The organism is Pseudorhodobacter aquimaris, from assembly GCF_001202025.1.
GTDB classification, from domain to species: Bacteria; Pseudomonadota; Alphaproteobacteria; order Rhodobacterales; family Rhodobacteraceae; genus Pseudorhodobacter; species Pseudorhodobacter aquimaris.
On the sequence record NZ_LGHS01000020.1, the window covers coordinates 46,644 to 63,778 of the forward strand.

The window sequence follows — 17,135 nt, forward strand, 5'->3', positions numbered from 1 at the left end:
GCATCTATTGCGCGGCATCAAGCGTGGCCCGGCTTTTGTCGATATCCTCGGTCATGGCGGCGGCAAGGTCGCGTTCCAGCTGCTGTGCACGGGCGACATAGGCGTCATTGAGGTGGACAGGCTGTCCCGGCACCCAAACCTGCGCCAGATCGCGCAGCGCTGCACGTTCCACCTTGAAATAAGTCTGCGTAACCTTTGAGGCTTCGTAATCAGTAAAGCCGATGTTCTCCAACACATAGCGCCCGGCGCGAATAGAGCTGTCGTAGGTTTCGCGCACGATGTCATTGGCCCCGGCGCGGTAAAGAGCGAATACATGCGGGCGGTCATAAGCGCGGGCGATGATATGGATGTCGGGACGTTGCTGGCGGGCGTGGGCTACGATTTTCAGCGTGTTCTCTGGGTTGTCCACGGCGACGACCAGCACCGATGCCTCTGAAAGGCCCGCGGCCTCCAGCAACTCGGGGCGGGTCGGGTCGCCGAAAAACCCCTTGGCGCCAAACCGGCGCATCTGTTCAATCGCGGCCATATCGCTGTCGAGTACCACAGTCGAGCCGCCGCACATCCTGACGATCCGGTTGACGGTTTGCCCGAAACGGCCAATGCCTGCGATAATGATCCGCCCCTGTTCGTCAATGACGTCGGCCGGGCGTTCGGTTTCACGGGCCTTCATGCGCCGCGCAAGGGCCTCATAGCTGATGAAAAGCGCAGGGGTGAGCAGCATCGAGAGGCTGATCACCAGCAGGACAATCTCGGCGATGGAGGTCGGCAAGATGGACTGTTTGCGTGCAAAGCTGACGATCAAAAATCCGAATTCCCCCGCCTGCGCCAGCCCAAGCGCGAAAAGCCAGCGATTGTGGCCGCGCAGTTTGAAGATGAAGGAGAGCAGTAGCAAGACGCCCATCTTCAGCGCGATGATCGCCAGCGTCAGCGATACTACCAGCAGCGGATTGGCCAGCAGAATGTCAAAGTTGATCCCGACACCCACGGTGATGAAGAACAAACCCATCAATATGCCCTTGAAGGGCTGGATATCTGCCTCTAGCTGGTGCCGGAATTCCGAGTTGGCCAGAACCACACCGGCAAGGAATGTGCCCAAAGCAGGCGAAAGCCCGACCAGCATCATCAAAAAGGCGATGCCAAGGACCATGAGCAATGAGATAAATGTACTCATCTCGGGCAGGCGCGAGGCGTGGACAAAGCGAAACACCGGGCGCGTCAGGAAGTGCCCGCCAAGGATGATGCCCGCAACAATGCCCAATGTCATAAGGGTTACGGCCCAGCCGGGCAGCGATTGCACCAGCGTCAAAAGCGGCTCGGCGGGGCCTGCGCTATGGTGCTCGATGACCTCGCCGGGGTTGGAGATGCCAAAGGTCGCCGCGGTAACGCCCTCGGGCAGGCCCGTGCCGCTGAGCGCGAGCAGCGGAATGATGGCCAGAATTGGCACGACGGCGATATCCTGCGTCAGCAGCACAGCAAATGTTGCACGCCCGCCGCCCGTTCGCATCAGGTTCTTTTCTGACAGGGTTTGCAAGACGATCGCGGTCGATGACAGCGAGAACAGCATCCCCAATGTTATCCCGATCTGCAGGCTTAGGCCCAGCCAGCTGGCAACCAGCGCTATAACCGCAGTGGTCAGGACCACCTGCAGCCCGCCCAGCCCGATCAGCTTGTGGCGCATGTCCCAAAGTGCGCGGGGGTCCAGCTCCAACCCGATCAGGAACAGCATCATGACCACGCCGAATTCCGCGAAATGCTGGAGATCTGCGCTTTCGGTTCCTGCAAGGCCCAACACCGGCCCAACCAAGATACCGGCGGCCAGATAGCCCAGAACCGACCCCAAGCCAAGCCTGACCGCAAGTGGAACGATCAAAACGGCCGCACCCAGATAGATTGAAGCTTGGAGCAGAAAACTTTCCATAGCGATCCTTTGTTCAGGCTCTTGGCAAAAAGCAATGCGCCTGATGGGGCGGCGCTGGTGCCACGCGGAGTTGCAAGCTTAGTAGCACCCGCAAGCGGTCTTGTGGAGATGTCATTATAGGGTATCTGTAACGCAGAAATTTTAAGGAGATGTCAACCAGCGCCTTGCCTTGCGGCCGTGTGGATTGCCCGGCAAGATCTGTAGCGATGGCGTGAAATCAGTCTTTGCCGGAATTGCCCCTGTGGCATATGTCGTGATACTGGTTGGGCGGCAAAGGAAAGGGTGGCATTATGACTGGCACTTGGGCAGAGTTTTTCGTGGCCTTCGCGGTGTTCATGGCCGCGCACCGTATTCCTACTGCGCCGCGCAGCAAGGCGGTGTTGCAAGCGCGGCTTGGTGCGCGGGGGTTTACGCTTGCCTATAGTCTTTTATCGACGGTTCTGCTGATCTGGCTGATCGTGGCTGCGGGGCGCGCACCGGTGGTGGTGCTGTGGGATCAGGCGCTTTGGCAGCGCTGGCTGGTCAATCTGGCAATGCCTGTGGCGCTGGGGCTTGCGGTGTTCGGCATTGCCGCGCCCAATCCGCTGTCTTTTGGTGGAAAGAGTACCGGATTTGATCCCGACCGTCCGGGGATTGCGGGCGTTTTGCGCCATCCCTTGCTTTGGGCTTTGGCGCTGTGGTCAACGGCGCATCTGGTGGTGAATGGAACGCTTGCGCATGTGCTGTTGTTTGGCAGCTTTGCGGCGTTCTCTGTGTTTGGCATGGTTGCAATCGACCGGCGCAACCAGCGCGTTATGGGGCGGCAGCGCTGGGATGCTTTGGCGAAAAACACCTCTGTCTGGCCTTTTGAGGCCCTGCTGGCGGGGCGCTGGCACCCGCAAACGGGGCCGAGCCTTTGGCGTCTGGGGGCGGCGGTCGTGATCTGGGCGGCGGTGTTCCACCTTCATGCGCCTGTCATCGGGGTGATGCCCAATCCGTAACAGGGTCAAGGGGTTAAAAGGGCCAAAAGCGGCGCTTTGGATTTGGTCACATCCGCAAGGGTATAGCGGTCGAGGCTGGCAAAAAACGCCTCTTGGGCCTCGGCCAAAGGGGCGCGCAGCCCACATGCAGGCGCAATAAGACAGATACCTTCGGAGGAAAAACACTCCGCCACCGGCTCTGTCTGCTTGAGGCTGCGCAGGACCGCGCCAATGTTGATGCCACAGGCCGGGCGTGCAAGCCGAAGCCCGCCGCCGCGCCCCCGCTCTGAATTGACAAAACCCGTTCGTACCAGCGCGGTTGCGACTTTGGCCAGATGGTTGGCCGAAAGCCCGTAAAGCCGTGCGATTTCGGCGGCTGCAACCCTGTCAGGGGCGCGAACGGCTAGGGTAACAAGCACCCGCAGCGCATAGTCGGTGAATTTATCAAGTTGCATGATTTTAATTAGCATTCGCAATGCGCATTTAGAAGGTGTATATATTACGCATATGAAATGCTTATTATAGGTGCACTATGAAAATTGCCGATGCACTTCTCTGGCCGGGGACCAAGATCTGTGAATGGTTCGGGGTGGACCCGAAAGGTGATGCGGGGCTGATCCGCTCTATGTTCAATATGATCTTTTACCTGACGGTCATTCTTGGCGTGCTCTGGATCATATTGGGATAGCAGGGCGGCAAGGGCCCTGCCCGGTATGAACCGGACAGGGGGAAGGGTTTAGAACCCCGCTTTGATTTTCTCGAATTCTTCCAGCATACGGTCGCGCATCTGGTTGTCGATCGGGGTTTGCGCAAGCAAGGTGGTGTCGATCGGGCTGACATCCGCTGCGATCAGCTCTTCTGCCGGGATGGCTTCCATGGCGCGGGTGTTGGTTGAGGCATAGCCGAACCCGTCCATCAGCCCTTTGGCCGAACCGTCATCAAGCCAGGCATTGATGAAATCATAGGCTTTATCCTCAGAGCCGGGTGCGTCCTTGAGGTTCACATAGCCGCAGAACCAAGTCGCGGCACCCTCTTTGGCCTGACGTTGAAAACCGACCGCGTGGCCATCCTCGCGCATAAGGGCGATGGAATCATTCCATGTCCATGCAACCTGCACCTGACCCCCCGCCATAAGCTGTGACAGTTCCGACGGGTCCGCCCAATAGGCCACGACATTGGGGTGCGCCTCACGCAGCCATGCGGCACCGGCCTGGAATTGCTCCTCGGTCAGGTTGGTCCAATCGGAAACCCCCGTGGCGAGCAGGGCCAGCGACCAGATGTCATCGGTGTTATCGGGCAGGGAGATGCGGCCTGCGAACTTCGGATTCAGGAAGACATCGACGGAAGCAACCTCTTCTTTGCTAACATCACCGGTGTTATAGGCAATCGCGGTATAGGCGTAATCGGTGGGGATATACCACACACCGGTGTCGTCTTTGAAGATCGCGGAATCAAGGAACCGCGGCGCGATCTGGTCAAAGTTAGCAATGCGCGAGACATCCCAAGGCTCAATCAGACCCGCATCGCGGTATTTGGACACCATCTGCGAACACGGGTGGGCAACATCGGCTTTGAAGCCAGACGCGACCTTTTGAAACGCCTCGTCATCATCGCCGTAAAGCGCATAGGTCGGCATGTTCCCGTGCTTTTCGATATAAGAGCCGAGCAGGTTTTCATCCTCAAATCCCGCCCAGTCAAAAACGATCAGGTCGGGGTCGGCAGCTTGGGCAGCCGTCAGCGGCAAAGCCACGACCAAGGCCGCACCAAGAAGGAGTTTGCTTTTGATATTCATTGATATTCCCTTAAATGTTGGACGGTCGCAAGATGTTCATCACCTTTGCTTGCTGACGTCAGGCTAGGTCTTTGCGCGCGACCACTCAAGAGGGAAAACAGCGGCGCCTTGGGCGTTTTATGTCTGTGTTCCGGGCTTTGCGCCAAGCCATAAGAATTGACGCGGTAGTGACCTGATTTATGATCCATTTGTTGGCCAGTCGCGTATAAAGGATAAACAAATAATATTTCGGAATGTGATGCCTGATACGCCTTTGATTCTTTGGGTCCGCCGTGACCTGCGCCTGTCGGACAATCCGATGCTTGCCCAAGCGGCGCGGTCCGGTCGTGCGGTGGTGCCTGTGTTCATTCTGGACCCTGAAACCGAAAACCTCGGGGCGGCGGCGAAATGGCGATTGGGGCTTGGGCTGGCCCAATTCGCACGGGCGCTCGAAGGGATCGGCAGCAGATTGATCTTGCGGCGCGGGCCCGCTTTGGAGGTGTTGCGCGAACTATCTGCGCAATTGGGCGCGGGGGCTGTGCATTGGGCGCGGCTTTACGACGGGCCTGCAAAGACGCGCGACACACAGGTGAAATCCGCCCTGCGCGACGATGGCATCGACGCCCAAAGTCATCCGGGCCATCTGTTGTTTGAGCCTTGGACGGTTGAGACCGGGCAGGGCGGCTATTACAAAGTTTATTCGGCCTTTTGGCGCAATGTCAAAAACCGTGAGGTTCCGCCCCCGCTTGCCGCCCCCACGCAGATGCAACCGCCAGAGGTCTGGCCTGACAGTGACCGCTTGGAAGATTGGCAGATGGGCCGCGCGATGAACCGCGGCGCGGCGGTCGTATCCCCCCACCTAGGGGTTGGCGAGGGAGTGGCCCAGACCCGTTTGGCGGATTTTCTGGAGGGTCCGGTGATGCGCTACAAGGAACGCCGCGATTTTCCGGCAGAGGAGGCCACCTCGCGCCTGTCCGAAAATCTGACCTATGGCGAGATCGGTCCGCGCAGCATCTGGCATGCTGCATATAGGGTGATGCATGACGGCAGCGCCGGCGCCGAGCATTTCCTCAAAGAGCTGGTCTGGCGTGAATTTGCCTATCATCTTTTGCATCACTCGCCCCATATCACCACCCAAAACTGGCGTGAGGAATGGGATGAATTCCCTTGGCGCGACGACAATGCCGATGCCGAGCGGTGGCGGCGCGGCATGACCGGAGAGCCTTTTGTCGATGCCGCCATGCGTGAGATGTATGTCACTGGTACCATGCATAACCGGGCGCGGATGATCGTGGCCTCTTATCTGACCAAACATCTGATGACAGATTGGCGCGTGGGGTTGCGCTGGTTCGAGGACTGTCTGATTGACTGGGATCCGGCCTCAAATGCGATGGGCTGGCAATGGGCTGCGGGATCGGGGCCGGATGCCGCGCCGTATTTCCGGGTGTTCAACCCCGAAACGCAGATCAAAAAATTCGATCCCAAGGCGCATTACCGGCACCGTTTCATTGCGGAACTGGCAAGCCCGCCGGGACCAGATGCGCGCGGGTTTTTCGACGCTGTCCCAAAGGCTTGGGGGTTGGACATGCAGGCGCGCTATCCAGACCCTTTGGTGGATCTGTCCGTCGGGCGCAATCGCGCGCTGGAGGCCTATGCGGCGCGGCGCGGCTGACTAACTCTAAATCGCGGGGTTTTGGTACCTTTTCGTAATGTTTCGGCCATATTCTCTGTGCCGGGCCGCAGGGGCCGGAACATATATTCGCAGGGACCAAATGCCGACGATTTCAAAGCTCATCGCAGCCGTTCTGTTTGGTGTAACCGCGTTTTTCGCAGGAGAGGCGTTCAAACTGGGCATGCCTGAGGGAATGCAATACGGACAGTATTCAGTGCTTTGCGTGTTGATCGGTGTGATTTGCGGCTGGCGGGTCATGGGCCGTCATACGGGTCGGGGTTACCGCATGGCGCTGGGAACAGGGATCAGGACATCCGCGATCATTGTGGCATGGGCCATGCTGCTGTTTTGCACTGTTCTTATGGTGCGCAAAGCGTTTAAAAAGCGCTACGATGGCCCGATGGAGGCAATTGTAGACATCTTTGCACTTGCTTTGGAATACGGGGCACTGCTTTTTACGGCAGATGTTCTGGGCGCGTTGGTTGTGGGCGGAATACTGGGTGGGATCGGGGCCGAATGGGCCAAACGGCGGTGGGATTGACGTTTTGAAACCTTTGTTCATTTACGGTACACTGTGCCATCTCCCCTTGTTGGAGGTGGTCTTGGGACGGCTGCCCGCGCTCCAGCCTGCGCTACTTCCCGATCATGCGGTTTACTGGGCTGAAGGGCATGATTTCCCACTTGTGGTTGCGCAAGCGGGCGCGGCAGCGCATGGCTATTTGTTGACCGATCTGGGGGCCGAAGATATTGCACGGCTCGATTACTATGAAGGTCCCTTTGGCTATGTCCCCCAAGAGCGTCAGCTCAACATGGGCGGACAAACGGTGTCGGCGTTGGTTTTTATGCCAAAGCCAGGGCTTTGGCAGCCCGGCGCGCGGTGGCAATTGCAAGACTGGGTGACACGTTGGGGGCAAGTGATTGTGGCCACAGCCCGCGACATGATGGCGCTTTACCCCGCAGAAATCCCGATGGAGCGTCGCGGCGCGATGGTCCTGCGGGGGGCAGGGCGGCTGCGCGCGGCGGTGCCGGGCGCGAATGAGCTGCGCCGCCCGTTGGCAGAGCGTGAGGTTCAGGTGCAAAACCGCAGCCAGCCCTATGCGAATTTCTTTGCGGTTGAGGAATATGAACTGTCATTCCGCCGTTTTGACGGCACGCAAAGCCCGGTGGTGAAGCGGGCCGTGTTCATCTCGGTCGATGCGGTGACGGTGCTGCCCTATGATCCAGTTCTGGATCGGGTTTTATTGGTTGAACAATTCCGTATGGGGCCGTTTGCGCGTGGTGACATTCAGCCGTGGCAGTTGGAACCGATCGCCGGGCGGATCGATGTGGGCGAAACCCCCGAAGATGCCGCCCGCCGTGAGGCGCTGGAGGAGGCTGGCCTGACCTTGGGGGGCTTGCTTCCCGTTTCGGCTTATTACCCTTCGCCGGGGGCCAAGATCGAATATATCTATTCCTATGTCGCGCTGACCAGCCTGCCTGACGGCACGGCGATCATCGGCGGGGCAGAGGATGAGGCCGAGGATATCAAGGGCCATCTGATGGGGTTTGAGGATTTTGCAGCGCTCGTCGCGCGGGGGGAGGCGACATCGGCCCCCCTGTTGATCAGCTACTATTGGCTGGAGCGAGAGCGCGCCCGTCTGCGGGCACAGGTTCGTGACGCGGCAGGCTAGGCGCGAGGCTTGAATTGTCGTCTGCGACCCCGTACACCTTGAGCAACAGAAAAAGGATATTCGCATGCGCATTTACAGCGATCTGGCCGATGCCATTGGCAAGACCCCTCTGATCCGGCTTAACAAGGCGTCAGATGCGACGGGCTGCGAAATTCTGGGTAAGGCGGAGTTCCTGAACCCCGGCCAGTCGGTCAAAGACCGGGCTGCGCTTTATATCATTCGCGATGCGGTGGCGCGGGGCACATTGAAGCCCGGCGGTACGATTGTGGAAGGGACGGCGGGCAATACCGGCATCGGGCTTGCGCTGGTCGGGGCCTCGATGGGGTTTCGCACGGTGATTGTGATCCCCGAGACGCAAAGTCAGGAAAAGAAGGATATGCTGCGCCTCGCAGGGGCCGAGCTGGTAGAGGTGCCTGCCGCGCCCTATAAGAATCCGAACAATTATGTGCGCTACTCAGGTCGTCTGGCCGAGAAACTTGCCCAAACCGAACCTAACGGCGCCATCTGGGCCAATCAGTTCGATAATACTGCCAACCGGCAGGCCCATGTGGAAACCACCGGCCCTGAGATATGGGAACAGACCGGCGGTAAGGTTGACGGCTTTATCTGTGCTGTCGGATCGGGCGGCACTTTGGCCGGCATGGCGTTGGCCCTTCAGCCCAAAGGCGTCAAGATCGGGTTGGCCGATCCGGAAGGGGCGGCGCTTCATTCCTTTTACACCACCGGAAAGATGGAAAGCCCCGGCTCCTCGATCACCGAGGGTATCGGACAGGGTCGCATCACCGCCAACCTTGAGGGGCTGACCCCGGATTACAGCTACCGCATCCCCGATGCAGAGGCACTGCCGGTTGTGTTTGACCTGCTGTCGGAAGAGGGGATTTGCCTTGGCGGCTCTTCGGGTATCAACGTCGCGGGGGCCATCCGTATGGCGCGCGAGATGGGGCCGGGCCATACCATTGTCACCATCCTGTGCGATTACGGCACACGTTATCAGTCGAAGCTGTTCAATCCGGAATTCCTGCATGCCAAAGGGTTGCCGGTGCCGGATTGGCTGGATCGCGCCTCCCGAAATATCCCGTCGGTGTTCGAAGAATGATCCCGCTGCGGCAGGCCTTTTTCGGCCCTATTCTGTTTCTTGCCGTCGTGGCCTTGTGGTTTGGCCTTGCGGCCGTGGCCCCGGCGCAAACGGCCAACCCTGCGACCGAAGAGGGTGCGGCCCAGGCCGCCCTGGATTATGACGCTTGGGAAAAACTGTCCAAGAACGCCGATGCGACGATTGCCGATTCCGATGTTACAGAAGATGCGTTGATCGCCCTACGCAGTCAGATCGCAACGTGGCGGACACGTTTTCTGGCTGCGCAAGGAACCAATTCTGCGCGTATTGGCACGATCCGCGCACAGATCGATGCGCTGGGTGCCCCTCCCGAGGAAGGCACGACAGAGGCGGCCGATATCGCGGAGCGGCGTGTGGCGCTGGCCAAACAGCTTTCAGTGGCGCAGGCCCCTGCGATTGCGGCCGTCGAGGCATATAGCCGTGCCGACGGGCAAATTAGCGAGATTGACGGGATTTTGCGCGAGCGGCAGGCCGAAGCTCTTTTGCAACTTTGGCCCTTGCCGATCAACCCCGCGAACTGGCCGGCTGCCGTGACTGCGGTTGTGCAGGCAGGCAAGACCTTGGGCGCAGAGGCAACCGACAATTGGGCACAGCCGACAAAGCGCGCCAACCTTATGGACAAGCTGCCGCCGATTGTCGGCCTGCTGCTGATCGCCATCCTGACAATATTTCGCGGACGGTTTCTGGTTGAACGCTTTGCAGAACGATTGCTGGAAGGCGGCACCTCCAGCCTGCGCGAGGTTTGGTCTTTTGTGGTTTCTTTGGGGCAAGTGATTGTGCCGATACTGGGGATTGTGGCCTTTGTGACGGCGGTTGTCATGTCGGGTATGCTTGGCCCCTTGGGGGCCGAGGCGGCGCAGGTCCTGATCGTGGTTGGCCTGATCGCATATGGCGCGCGCTGGCTTGGCACCTGCAGCTTTCCCAAGGCATCTATCGCGCCAAGGCATTTGCAGCTGGACGCAGGTGGCCGCGCCAAGGGGCGGCTTTTGGTGCAATCTCTGGGCTTGATTTTCGCGCTGGAGGTTTTGCGTAACGCAGTCCTGCAAAAAAACCAGATATCAGAGGCTGCCAATTCGGTCCTCGCGTTTCCGATGGTGCTTTTGACCGGTATAGTCTTGTTCCGTCTGGGCAAGCTTTTGTTGCGCAGCACCAAGGTGGAGCAGGATGAGGAGACACCGGTCCCGTTCCCTTTGCGCCTGATTGCGCTTTTGTCGCAGATTGCGATGATCGTTGCGGTTTTGGGGCCTTTGCTTGGCATGGTCGGTTATGTCCGCGCCGGGCAGGCGTTGGTCTATCCCATGGTTGGCACATTGGGCGTTGTGGGGTTGTTGTTCACATTGCAAAGCTTTGTTGGCGCGCTTTATGCGGTCTTGGCCCGTGCGGATGAACAGGGACGTGACGGGCTACTGCCGGTGTTGATCGGTTTCCTGCTCAGCTTTGCATCGATCCCCTTGCTCGCGCTGATTTGGGGGGCGCGGGTGTCGGATATGACCGAAGTGCTTACCAAGCTGCGTGACGGGTTTCAGATCGGTGAGACCCGGATTTCCCCAACGGATTTCATTTTGATGCTCGCCGTTTTCGGCTTTTGGTATGTGGTCACGCGGCTTTTGCAAGGGGCGCTGAAAACCACCATCCTGCCAAAGACGAGCCTTGATCTTGGCGGGCAGAATGCGATTGTCGTCGGTGTTGGCTATGTCGGGATTTTTCTCGCGGCATTGATCGCGATTACCGCAGCGGGCATGGACCTTTCGGGTCTTGCGATTGTTGCGGGGGCGCTGTCGGTCGGTATCGGTTTTGGCCTGCAGAATATCGTATTGAACTTTGTGTCTGGGATCATCTTGCTGATCGAGCGTCCTATTTCCGAGGGGGATTGGGTCGAGGTTAACGGCATCATGGGGACGGTAAGCAGTATTTCGGTCCGCTCCACCCGAATCCAGACCTTTGACCGCACGGATGTGATTGTCCCGAACTCTGACTTCGTGTCGAATATGGTCACCAACTGGACGCGCTATAACATGACCGGCCGTCTGATCGTAAAGGTCGGCGCGGCCTATGGCAGTGACACCCGCAAGGTGGAGCGGATCTTGCAAGAGATTGCCGAGGCGCAACCATTGGCCGTGTTGAACCCGCCGCCAACCATCGTTCTGGCCGAGTTTGGGGCGGACAGCCTTAATTTCGAGATCCGGGTGATTTTGCGCGATGTGAACTTCTCGGTCACGGTCCGGTCCGATATTAACCACGATATCGCCCGACGCTTTGCCGAGGAGGGGATCGAGATACCCTTTGGGCAGCGTGATATCTGGCTGCGCAACCCCGAAGCGCTGGCACAGCTTATCACCCCAAAGCAGGGGCCTGTCCTTGATGGGCCTGTAAACAGCTAGCCACGTCAGGATGGTGTTATGACGGATCACTTTTTTCGGACCGACCCCTATCAGGTTGAGGCAGAAGGCGTGGTGACCGCCCACACGAGTGAGGGTGCAATTGTGCTGGACCGAAGTGTCTTTTATCCAAATGGCGGCGGGCAGCCCGGCGATAGTGGCCATCTGGTCTGGGGTGCACATAAGCTTCCGATTGCAACGGCGGTCAAGGTGCAGGGGGATCGCGTTGGCCTGCTGCCCGCCGTAGTGGCCGAGATGCCCGCCATCGGAACAAAGCTGCGCCAGCATCTGGATTGGGACCGCCGGTATCGGCATATGCGGGTTCATACTGCCTTGCACCTGCTATCTGTCGTTATTCCCCTGCCGGTAACCGGAGGGCAGGTTGGCACTGAAAAAGGCCGTCTGGATTTCGCAATGCCGGAACCGCCAACCAATATACAGGCGCTTGAGGATGCATTGAACCGGTTGATCGACCGGGATTTGCCCGTAACCGAGAGCTGGATCACGGATGCAGAGCTGCTGGCCAACCCGGGTCTGGTCAAAACCATGTCGGTCACCCCTCCGGCGGGGCAAGGGTCTATACGTTTGGTGCGGATCGGCGAGGGTGCGGCACAGGTTGATCTGCAACCTTGCGGCGGGACCCATGTCGCCCGGACCGGTGAAATCGGTCGTATTGCCCTTGGCAAAGTAGAGAACAAGGGGCGTCAGAACCGCCGCGTGTCGTTGCATTTGGCAGAATAAACAAAAGCATGATCAAATGCAGGAATTCTGCAGCGCCCCCCTTGCCACCCCCTGCAAATGCAGGCTAAAGACCTCCTAACGGAGCGGTGGCCGAGTGGTCGAAGGCGCACGCCTGGAAAGTGTGTAGGCGGGGAACCGTCTCGAGGGTTCGAATCCCTCTCGCTCCGCCACTATACCTTTTTGTTTGATTTGAATGGGTCGCATTGGGCGGCCTTTTTGCTTTATTTCACTGGGGTTTCCTGCATTTCTTGATTGTGCTGGCTTTCTTTCGATTGCGCCCGTATCCTTTCCTTGAGTGGTATGGAATGTGGTATGAACTATGACCCTTACAGGTAAGCTGACCAAGAAGCTGGTAGAGAATCTCAGGCCTGGACGCCACGGTGATGGCGCCGGGCTTTATCTGGTTGTTGATCCATCCGGCGCGCGGCGTTGGATCGTGCGGGTTGTGGTCAAGGGGCAGCGCAATATCAAGGGCGCGCCACTCAGGACTGACTTTGGTTTGGGGGGTGCTGATGTGGTCACGCTCAATCAAGCGCGGGATCGGGCGCTGGAGTATCGGCGGATGGCCAAGGCGGGGCTGAACCCTCGGTTTAATGCCGCGCGTGAGATCCCCAGCTTTGAAGAAATCGCGCAGCAGGTTCATATTGACCGGATGCCAACATGGAAGAATGCCAAACACGGTGCGCAATGGATCAACACCCTGCGCGACTATGCTTTCCCCAAGATCGGGCGGATGCCGATCGATAGCATCGGCCAGCCAGAGGTCTTGATGTGCCTGTCGCCAATCTGGACGGAAAAGCACGAAACCGCGCGGCGGTTGGCACAGCGGATCAAGATCGTTCTGGACGTGGCCAAGTCAAAGGGCTTCCGGTCAGGCGAAAACCCCGTAACTGCGATCCATGAGGCGCAAGTCCTGCCCAAAGTTAAGGCCAAGCCCAAGCATCACAATGCGATGGCATGGCAAGCGGTGCCTGCCTTCTATGCCGATCTGAGAACCCGTGATGCGATGGCGGCAAAAGCCTTGATGTTCACATGCCTAACCGGATCACGCACGGGTGAGGTGTTGGGTATGCAGTGGGACGAGATTGATTTTGACGCACGGCTTTGGACCTGCCCGGCAGAACGGATGAAAGTCGGCGTCTTGCACCGCGTGCCGCTAACCGATGAAATGCTGGCGATCATTGAACCCTTGCGCGCGATGCAGTCAGATTATGTGTTTGAAGGCCAAAAGCGGCACAAGCCTTTGTCAAATATGGCCATGCTGATGCTGTTGCGTCGCATGGCCACAGAAGGTGTCACCGTGCATGGGTTCCGCTCCACCTTCCGCGATTGGGCCTCTGAGGCGGCAAACGCGCCGCGCGAGGTTGCCGAAATGAGTCTGGCGCATAAGGTGGGGTCTGATGTGGAGCGCGCCTATGCGCGTTCAGACTTGTTGGACAAGCGGCGGTTGTTGATGGCGCAGTGGTCGCAATTTGTCTCATCCGGTTGCAATGCCTGATGCAAGGGAGGAAGTGTGTAGATGTTTTGCCCAGCTGGATACGTCTCACTTGCTGAACTTTGGAAGGAGTTCTTTGACAAGTACCGTGTGCCGCTTAGCGGTCGCGCGATAGAAAAATATGGACAGAATGATTTCCAAATGGGCGAGACCTTCCGCTCTCCCGATGACTATTGCGAGGACGTTTTCTTGTCAACCCTGGCGGATATGAGCGTCTTTGCCGCCACGGCTGGCGGTCGTGTGACGCAACTTGAAACAGCGCCGGATGGAGGTCGCTCATGGCTCTTTGCGAAGATGTCGCCTTTTGAGAGTTTTCTTGCCGCGCGCAATCCGGAGGAAGCAGGTATAGATCGGTTTTGGCTGCGCCTGATCGGATCTGACTATTTTCAGGAATGGAACGAGACAACCCAAACACCCGACGATTGGAAAGCGCAGTTTAGTGGGCCGGACAGTCAGATTTCAAAGCATTTATGCTATCACACATTGCCATTTGCCTTTGAACGCGGGCGCTACGTTGTGCCCGATGACCCACCACCTTGGATCTGCGATATCATCGATGAGCACTATTTACCGCGCATGATCGCGACGTTTCGCGGCCGCGCACTGTGCATTGAGGATAAAACAGCTCGCAAATGGCGTAACTTGGTCCTCAACGCACTCGAACTGCCGCAACTTGGGGATCTAACCTTGCAGAAACCCTTGAGTATGGGGCGACCAAACAAGGTCACAGCAATCTCACAAGCCTATCGTCTGCACTACCCTGACGGGCATAGCGTGCCGATGAAAGAACTAAGTAGAGTCCTCGAAAAGGAAACCCAGATGACCTTTTCCGTGAAAACACTGCGCCGCGCGATTTTAATGTCTGTAAAGGCTACCGACAAAACCCCGAATTAAATGGGACAAAACTAGGGACAAAAGTCGTCGAGAGTTTTGTCCCTTTTGCCCATCTTCAAAAACGAGCCTCATCAAGTGCAGTTCTGAACTCTCAAACAAACCAGAGAGGATCAGAACGTGACCAGTCTTTTTGAACAAAATCGTACCTATGTATTGGGTGTTCCCGAGCTCAACGTTATCGGGGATCGCGAAAAGCTGGCGCAGTGGCGCCACAAGGGCAACGGACCAGCCTATTATAAGCTTGGGCGTAAGATTATCTATCGTGGCGCGGATCTGAATTCATGGACCGAAAGCTGCAAGGTCGAGCCTGCATCGCAGGAGGGGAAGCAATGGTTGCCCGTCCTTCCCAGTCTCAGCCCGATCTCTTCTCCATGACGTTGCCCATTGCAAAGAAGTCTTCGTCCAAAGCGAAGCCCTCCTGCACAAAATGCTTGGAAACCTACCTAACCGTACAGGACGTCGCAAATCGATACAGAGTTTTTCGATCTACCGTGTGGCGCTGGGTCAAAAATGAGCATGATTTTCCGAAGCCTGTGAAACTGACCCCGGGCACAACCCGATGGTTGCTCAGTGATCTTGTGCGCTTCGAGCAGGCTCAAAAAGCCGGGCCACAGCAGAAACGGCGCAAAGAGGGAGGGTTCTAAAATGGCCTGATCCTACAGAGGTGTTCCGCTTAAAAAGAACCGCGTTTACACTGTTGAGGACATTCAACGCCTCTTTGGTGTCAGCGCCAATACGGTTTCAAACTGGGTTGGCGAAGGATTGCAGCCTTCTGATCGTTTGCGTCCTTATGTGTTTCAGGGTGCGTCCCTTCAGCATTTTCATCGTCAGCGCCGAGAGCGGTCACGCAAAAATCTTCGGGCAGGTGAGTTTCATTGTACCGTGTGTAAAGCGGCGGTTTTTCCGGATATTGAAACAGTCCGAGACCTTGATCGGGCATCGATAAAACACATGTACACTGCGGCCTGTCCCGACTGTAAAAGATCGATTTACAAGCTATCAAATGCGGCGGATCGCGACAGAATCGAGGATTGTCGCAATCCAAACTCCAGCAGGCAACGCCTACACGAAGAGAAAGATCAAATCTCAGGTGGTATTGGGATTGAAACGGCTGTGTTTACGCCAAAGCTCTATTTTGCCAATGATCGGACCCTTCACAAATGGCAGACTTATGCGGGGCGATTTGACGAGAAAACAATCGACAGCCATCTCTCGGCGATCCGGTATTGCGAGGCAATCTGTGAGGGAAAGCGGTTTGAGGACTTCAGAATCGAGGACGCCGCACGGGTTCGCGATGACCTAAAACGGCGGGTGCGCAAGGATGAAGATGACAACCTATCTACCTCGACGGTAAAACACCGCGCGTCGCATCTCACCTCGTTTTTCGAGTGGTGTTTGAAGCAGGATGACTTCTCGCGTCTTCCCAAAGATCTGTCGACATATTTTCAGTTGCCTAAGGCTGCCTTTGCATCGGCTGCGGCTCGCGTGACGCCCACCTTCCCGACCATAGATGAAGCAGAGATCATGCTATTGGAGATGCCGTCATCATCCCTTCTCGACAGGCGTGCACGGGCGATCTTTGCTATCGCGTTTCTGGGGGCTCTGCGCGCGGATACAGCTATTTCACTGCGCCTGGAGCATTTGGATTTGGATGGGCGGCGCATAATCCAAGACGGCACGGCGCTGCGTGCCAAAAACGGTAAAAGTGCCAATATTGCGTGGTTTCCAATACCTCCGCGCTTCGCTGACGAAGTTGCGCGTTGGTATGAAGAGCTACGCGAACTTGGCTATCAAGATGACGACGCGCTGTTTCCAAGTATCGACAACCTGTTTGGTTGCAGGCTCAGGGCGGCTCGGGATCGCAAGCCAATCCCTGTCATGCTCACCAAACATGCGGTTTCAGAGGCTTTCGCCGTTGCCTGCCGAAACCGGCCCAACAGTTACTCACCACATTGCGCGAAACGATCTCGGCTTGTTGATTGTCACTGAGAGCTGCCCCGGCAACAGCAGAAATTGTCATTGAGAATTGATCCATGTGCAACCTTGCCCAGGCTTGAATCAGCTGAGGGCACATGGGGTGATAGACATGGGATTTTTGAAAGTTATTCGGAAATGGGCGCTGCGAGATAAGATGCCCATTCGCGAGATCGCGCGTCGGACGGGCGTGTCTCGCAACACGATCAAGAAGTATTTGCGGGAAGGGATTGTTGAACCTGCGTTTCAGGCGCCGGATCGTCCCAGCAAACTGGACCCTTATGCCAAGCATCTTACAGCATGGCTGACGACTGATCAGCGCAAATCACGCAAGGAGCGCCGAACGGCGAACGGCGAAGCTGATGCATGCCGATCTTGTAAAGCTTGGGTATGACGGTTCCTACGAGCGTGTTGCGGCTTTCGTGCGGGACTGGAAGGGTGAACGGCAGCGTGCGCATCACACGACAGATCGCGGGACTTTCGTGCCGCTGGTGTTCGCGCCGGGCGAGGCTTTCCAGTTCGACTGGAGTGAGGACTGGGCCTATGTCG

The 17,135-nt window shown here is 57.5% G+C and carries 15 protein-coding genes, 1 tRNA gene and 1 pseudogene; 14 read left to right on the forward strand and 3 right to left on the reverse strand.

The features are described from left to right. Positions 1–4: 4 nt before the first annotated feature. Positions 5–1,918 (reverse strand): cation:proton antiporter domain-containing protein, encoded by a 1,914-nt coding sequence (locus AKU94_RS03230; RefSeq protein WP_050525906.1) that lies wholly within the window; start codon positions 1,916–1,918, stop codon positions 5–7. A gap of 290 nt (positions 1,919–2,208) precedes the next feature. Here AKU94_RS03230 and AKU94_RS03235 point away from each other — a divergent pair, with 290 nt between their 5' ends. Further along, positions 2,209–2,898 (forward strand): NnrU family protein, encoded by a 690-nt coding sequence (locus AKU94_RS03235; RefSeq protein WP_050525907.1) that lies wholly within the window; start codon positions 2,209–2,211, stop codon positions 2,896–2,898. Between the two features lie 5 nt (positions 2,899–2,903). Here the strand turns inward: AKU94_RS03235 and AKU94_RS03240 are convergent, their stop codons facing one another. Continuing rightward, a complete protein-coding gene (locus tag AKU94_RS03240) occupies positions 2,904–3,347 on the reverse strand; it encodes an RrF2 family transcriptional regulator (protein WP_332307205.1) in 444 nt (147 codons plus the stop codon). Between the two features lie 62 nt (positions 3,348–3,409). On the opposite strand from AKU94_RS03240, the gene AKU94_RS19900 reads away from it, so the two are divergent. After that, positions 3,410–3,565, forward strand: a complete 156-nt coding sequence (locus AKU94_RS19900) for a hypothetical protein (RefSeq protein ID WP_198144809.1) — start codon at positions 3,410–3,412, stop codon at positions 3,563–3,565. 48 nt (positions 3,566–3,613) lie between these two features. On the opposite strand, the gene AKU94_RS03245 is transcribed toward AKU94_RS19900, so the two are convergent. Continuing rightward, positions 3,614–4,669, reverse strand: a complete 1,056-nt coding sequence (locus tag AKU94_RS03245; protein WP_050525908.1) for an ABC transporter substrate-binding protein — start codon at positions 4,667–4,669, stop codon at positions 3,614–3,616. 238 nt (positions 4,670–4,907) lie between these two features. On the opposite strand from AKU94_RS03245, the gene AKU94_RS03250 reads away from it, so the two are divergent. The 12 genes and pseudogenes from AKU94_RS03250 to AKU94_RS18935 all read left to right on the forward strand — a co-directional run. Continuing rightward, a complete protein-coding gene (locus AKU94_RS03250) occupies positions 4,908–6,320 on the forward strand; it encodes a cryptochrome/photolyase family protein (protein WP_050525909.1) in 1,413 nt (470 codons plus the stop codon). Positions 6,321–6,420: 100 nt separating this feature from the next. After that, on the forward strand, positions 6,421–6,861 hold the full coding sequence (locus tag AKU94_RS03255) for a TrgA family protein (protein WP_050525910.1): 441 nt from the start codon (positions 6,421–6,423) through the stop codon (positions 6,859–6,861). 4 nt (positions 6,862–6,865) lie between these two features. After that, positions 6,866–7,990: an NUDIX domain-containing protein gene (locus AKU94_RS03260; protein ID WP_198144810.1), complete on the forward strand. Its 1,125-nt coding sequence runs from the start codon at positions 6,866–6,868 to the stop codon at positions 7,988–7,990. 64 nt (positions 7,991–8,054) lie between these two features. Further along, positions 8,055–9,086 (forward strand): cysteine synthase A, encoded by a 1,032-nt coding sequence (locus AKU94_RS03265; protein ID WP_050525911.1) that lies wholly within the window; start codon positions 8,055–8,057, stop codon positions 9,084–9,086. Further along, positions 9,083–11,485 (forward strand): DUF3772 domain-containing protein, encoded by a 2,403-nt coding sequence (locus tag AKU94_RS03270; RefSeq protein ID WP_050525912.1) that lies wholly within the window; start codon positions 9,083–9,085, stop codon positions 11,483–11,485. Before AKU94_RS03265 ends, AKU94_RS03270 begins: the two co-directional genes overlap by 4 nt. An 18-nt stretch (positions 11,486–11,503) precedes the next feature. Further along, on the forward strand, positions 11,504–12,223 hold the full coding sequence (locus tag AKU94_RS03275) for an alanyl-tRNA editing protein (protein WP_050525913.1): 720 nt from the start codon (positions 11,504–11,506) through the stop codon (positions 12,221–12,223). Between the two features lie 80 nt (positions 12,224–12,303). Then, positions 12,304–12,393 (forward strand) — tRNA-Ser (locus AKU94_RS03280). Positions 12,394–12,542: 149 nt separating this feature from the next. Continuing rightward, on the forward strand, positions 12,543–13,721 hold the full coding sequence (locus tag AKU94_RS03285) for a tyrosine-type recombinase/integrase (RefSeq protein ID WP_050525914.1): 1,179 nt from the start codon (positions 12,543–12,545) through the stop codon (positions 13,719–13,721). A 21-nt stretch (positions 13,722–13,742) separates the two neighbouring features. Further along, positions 13,743–14,612 (forward strand): hypothetical protein, encoded by an 870-nt coding sequence (locus tag AKU94_RS03290; protein ID WP_157056385.1) that lies wholly within the window; start codon positions 13,743–13,745, stop codon positions 14,610–14,612. A gap of 117 nt (positions 14,613–14,729) precedes the next feature. Beyond that, positions 14,730–14,987 carry a MerR family transcriptional regulator gene (locus AKU94_RS03295; protein WP_050525916.1) on the forward strand — a complete coding sequence of 86 codons (258 nt, stop codon included), beginning with the start codon at positions 14,730–14,732 and terminating at the stop codon, positions 14,985–14,987. A gap of 387 nt (positions 14,988–15,374) precedes the next feature. Continuing rightward, positions 15,375–16,601, forward strand: coding sequence for a tyrosine-type recombinase/integrase (locus AKU94_RS03310; RefSeq protein ID WP_157056386.1), 1,227 nt, complete (start codon positions 15,375–15,377; stop codon positions 16,599–16,601). A gap of 97 nt (positions 16,602–16,698) precedes the next feature. Beyond that, a pseudogene (locus tag AKU94_RS18935) lies at positions 16,699–17,135 on the forward strand (helix-turn-helix domain-containing protein); the annotation flags it as partial.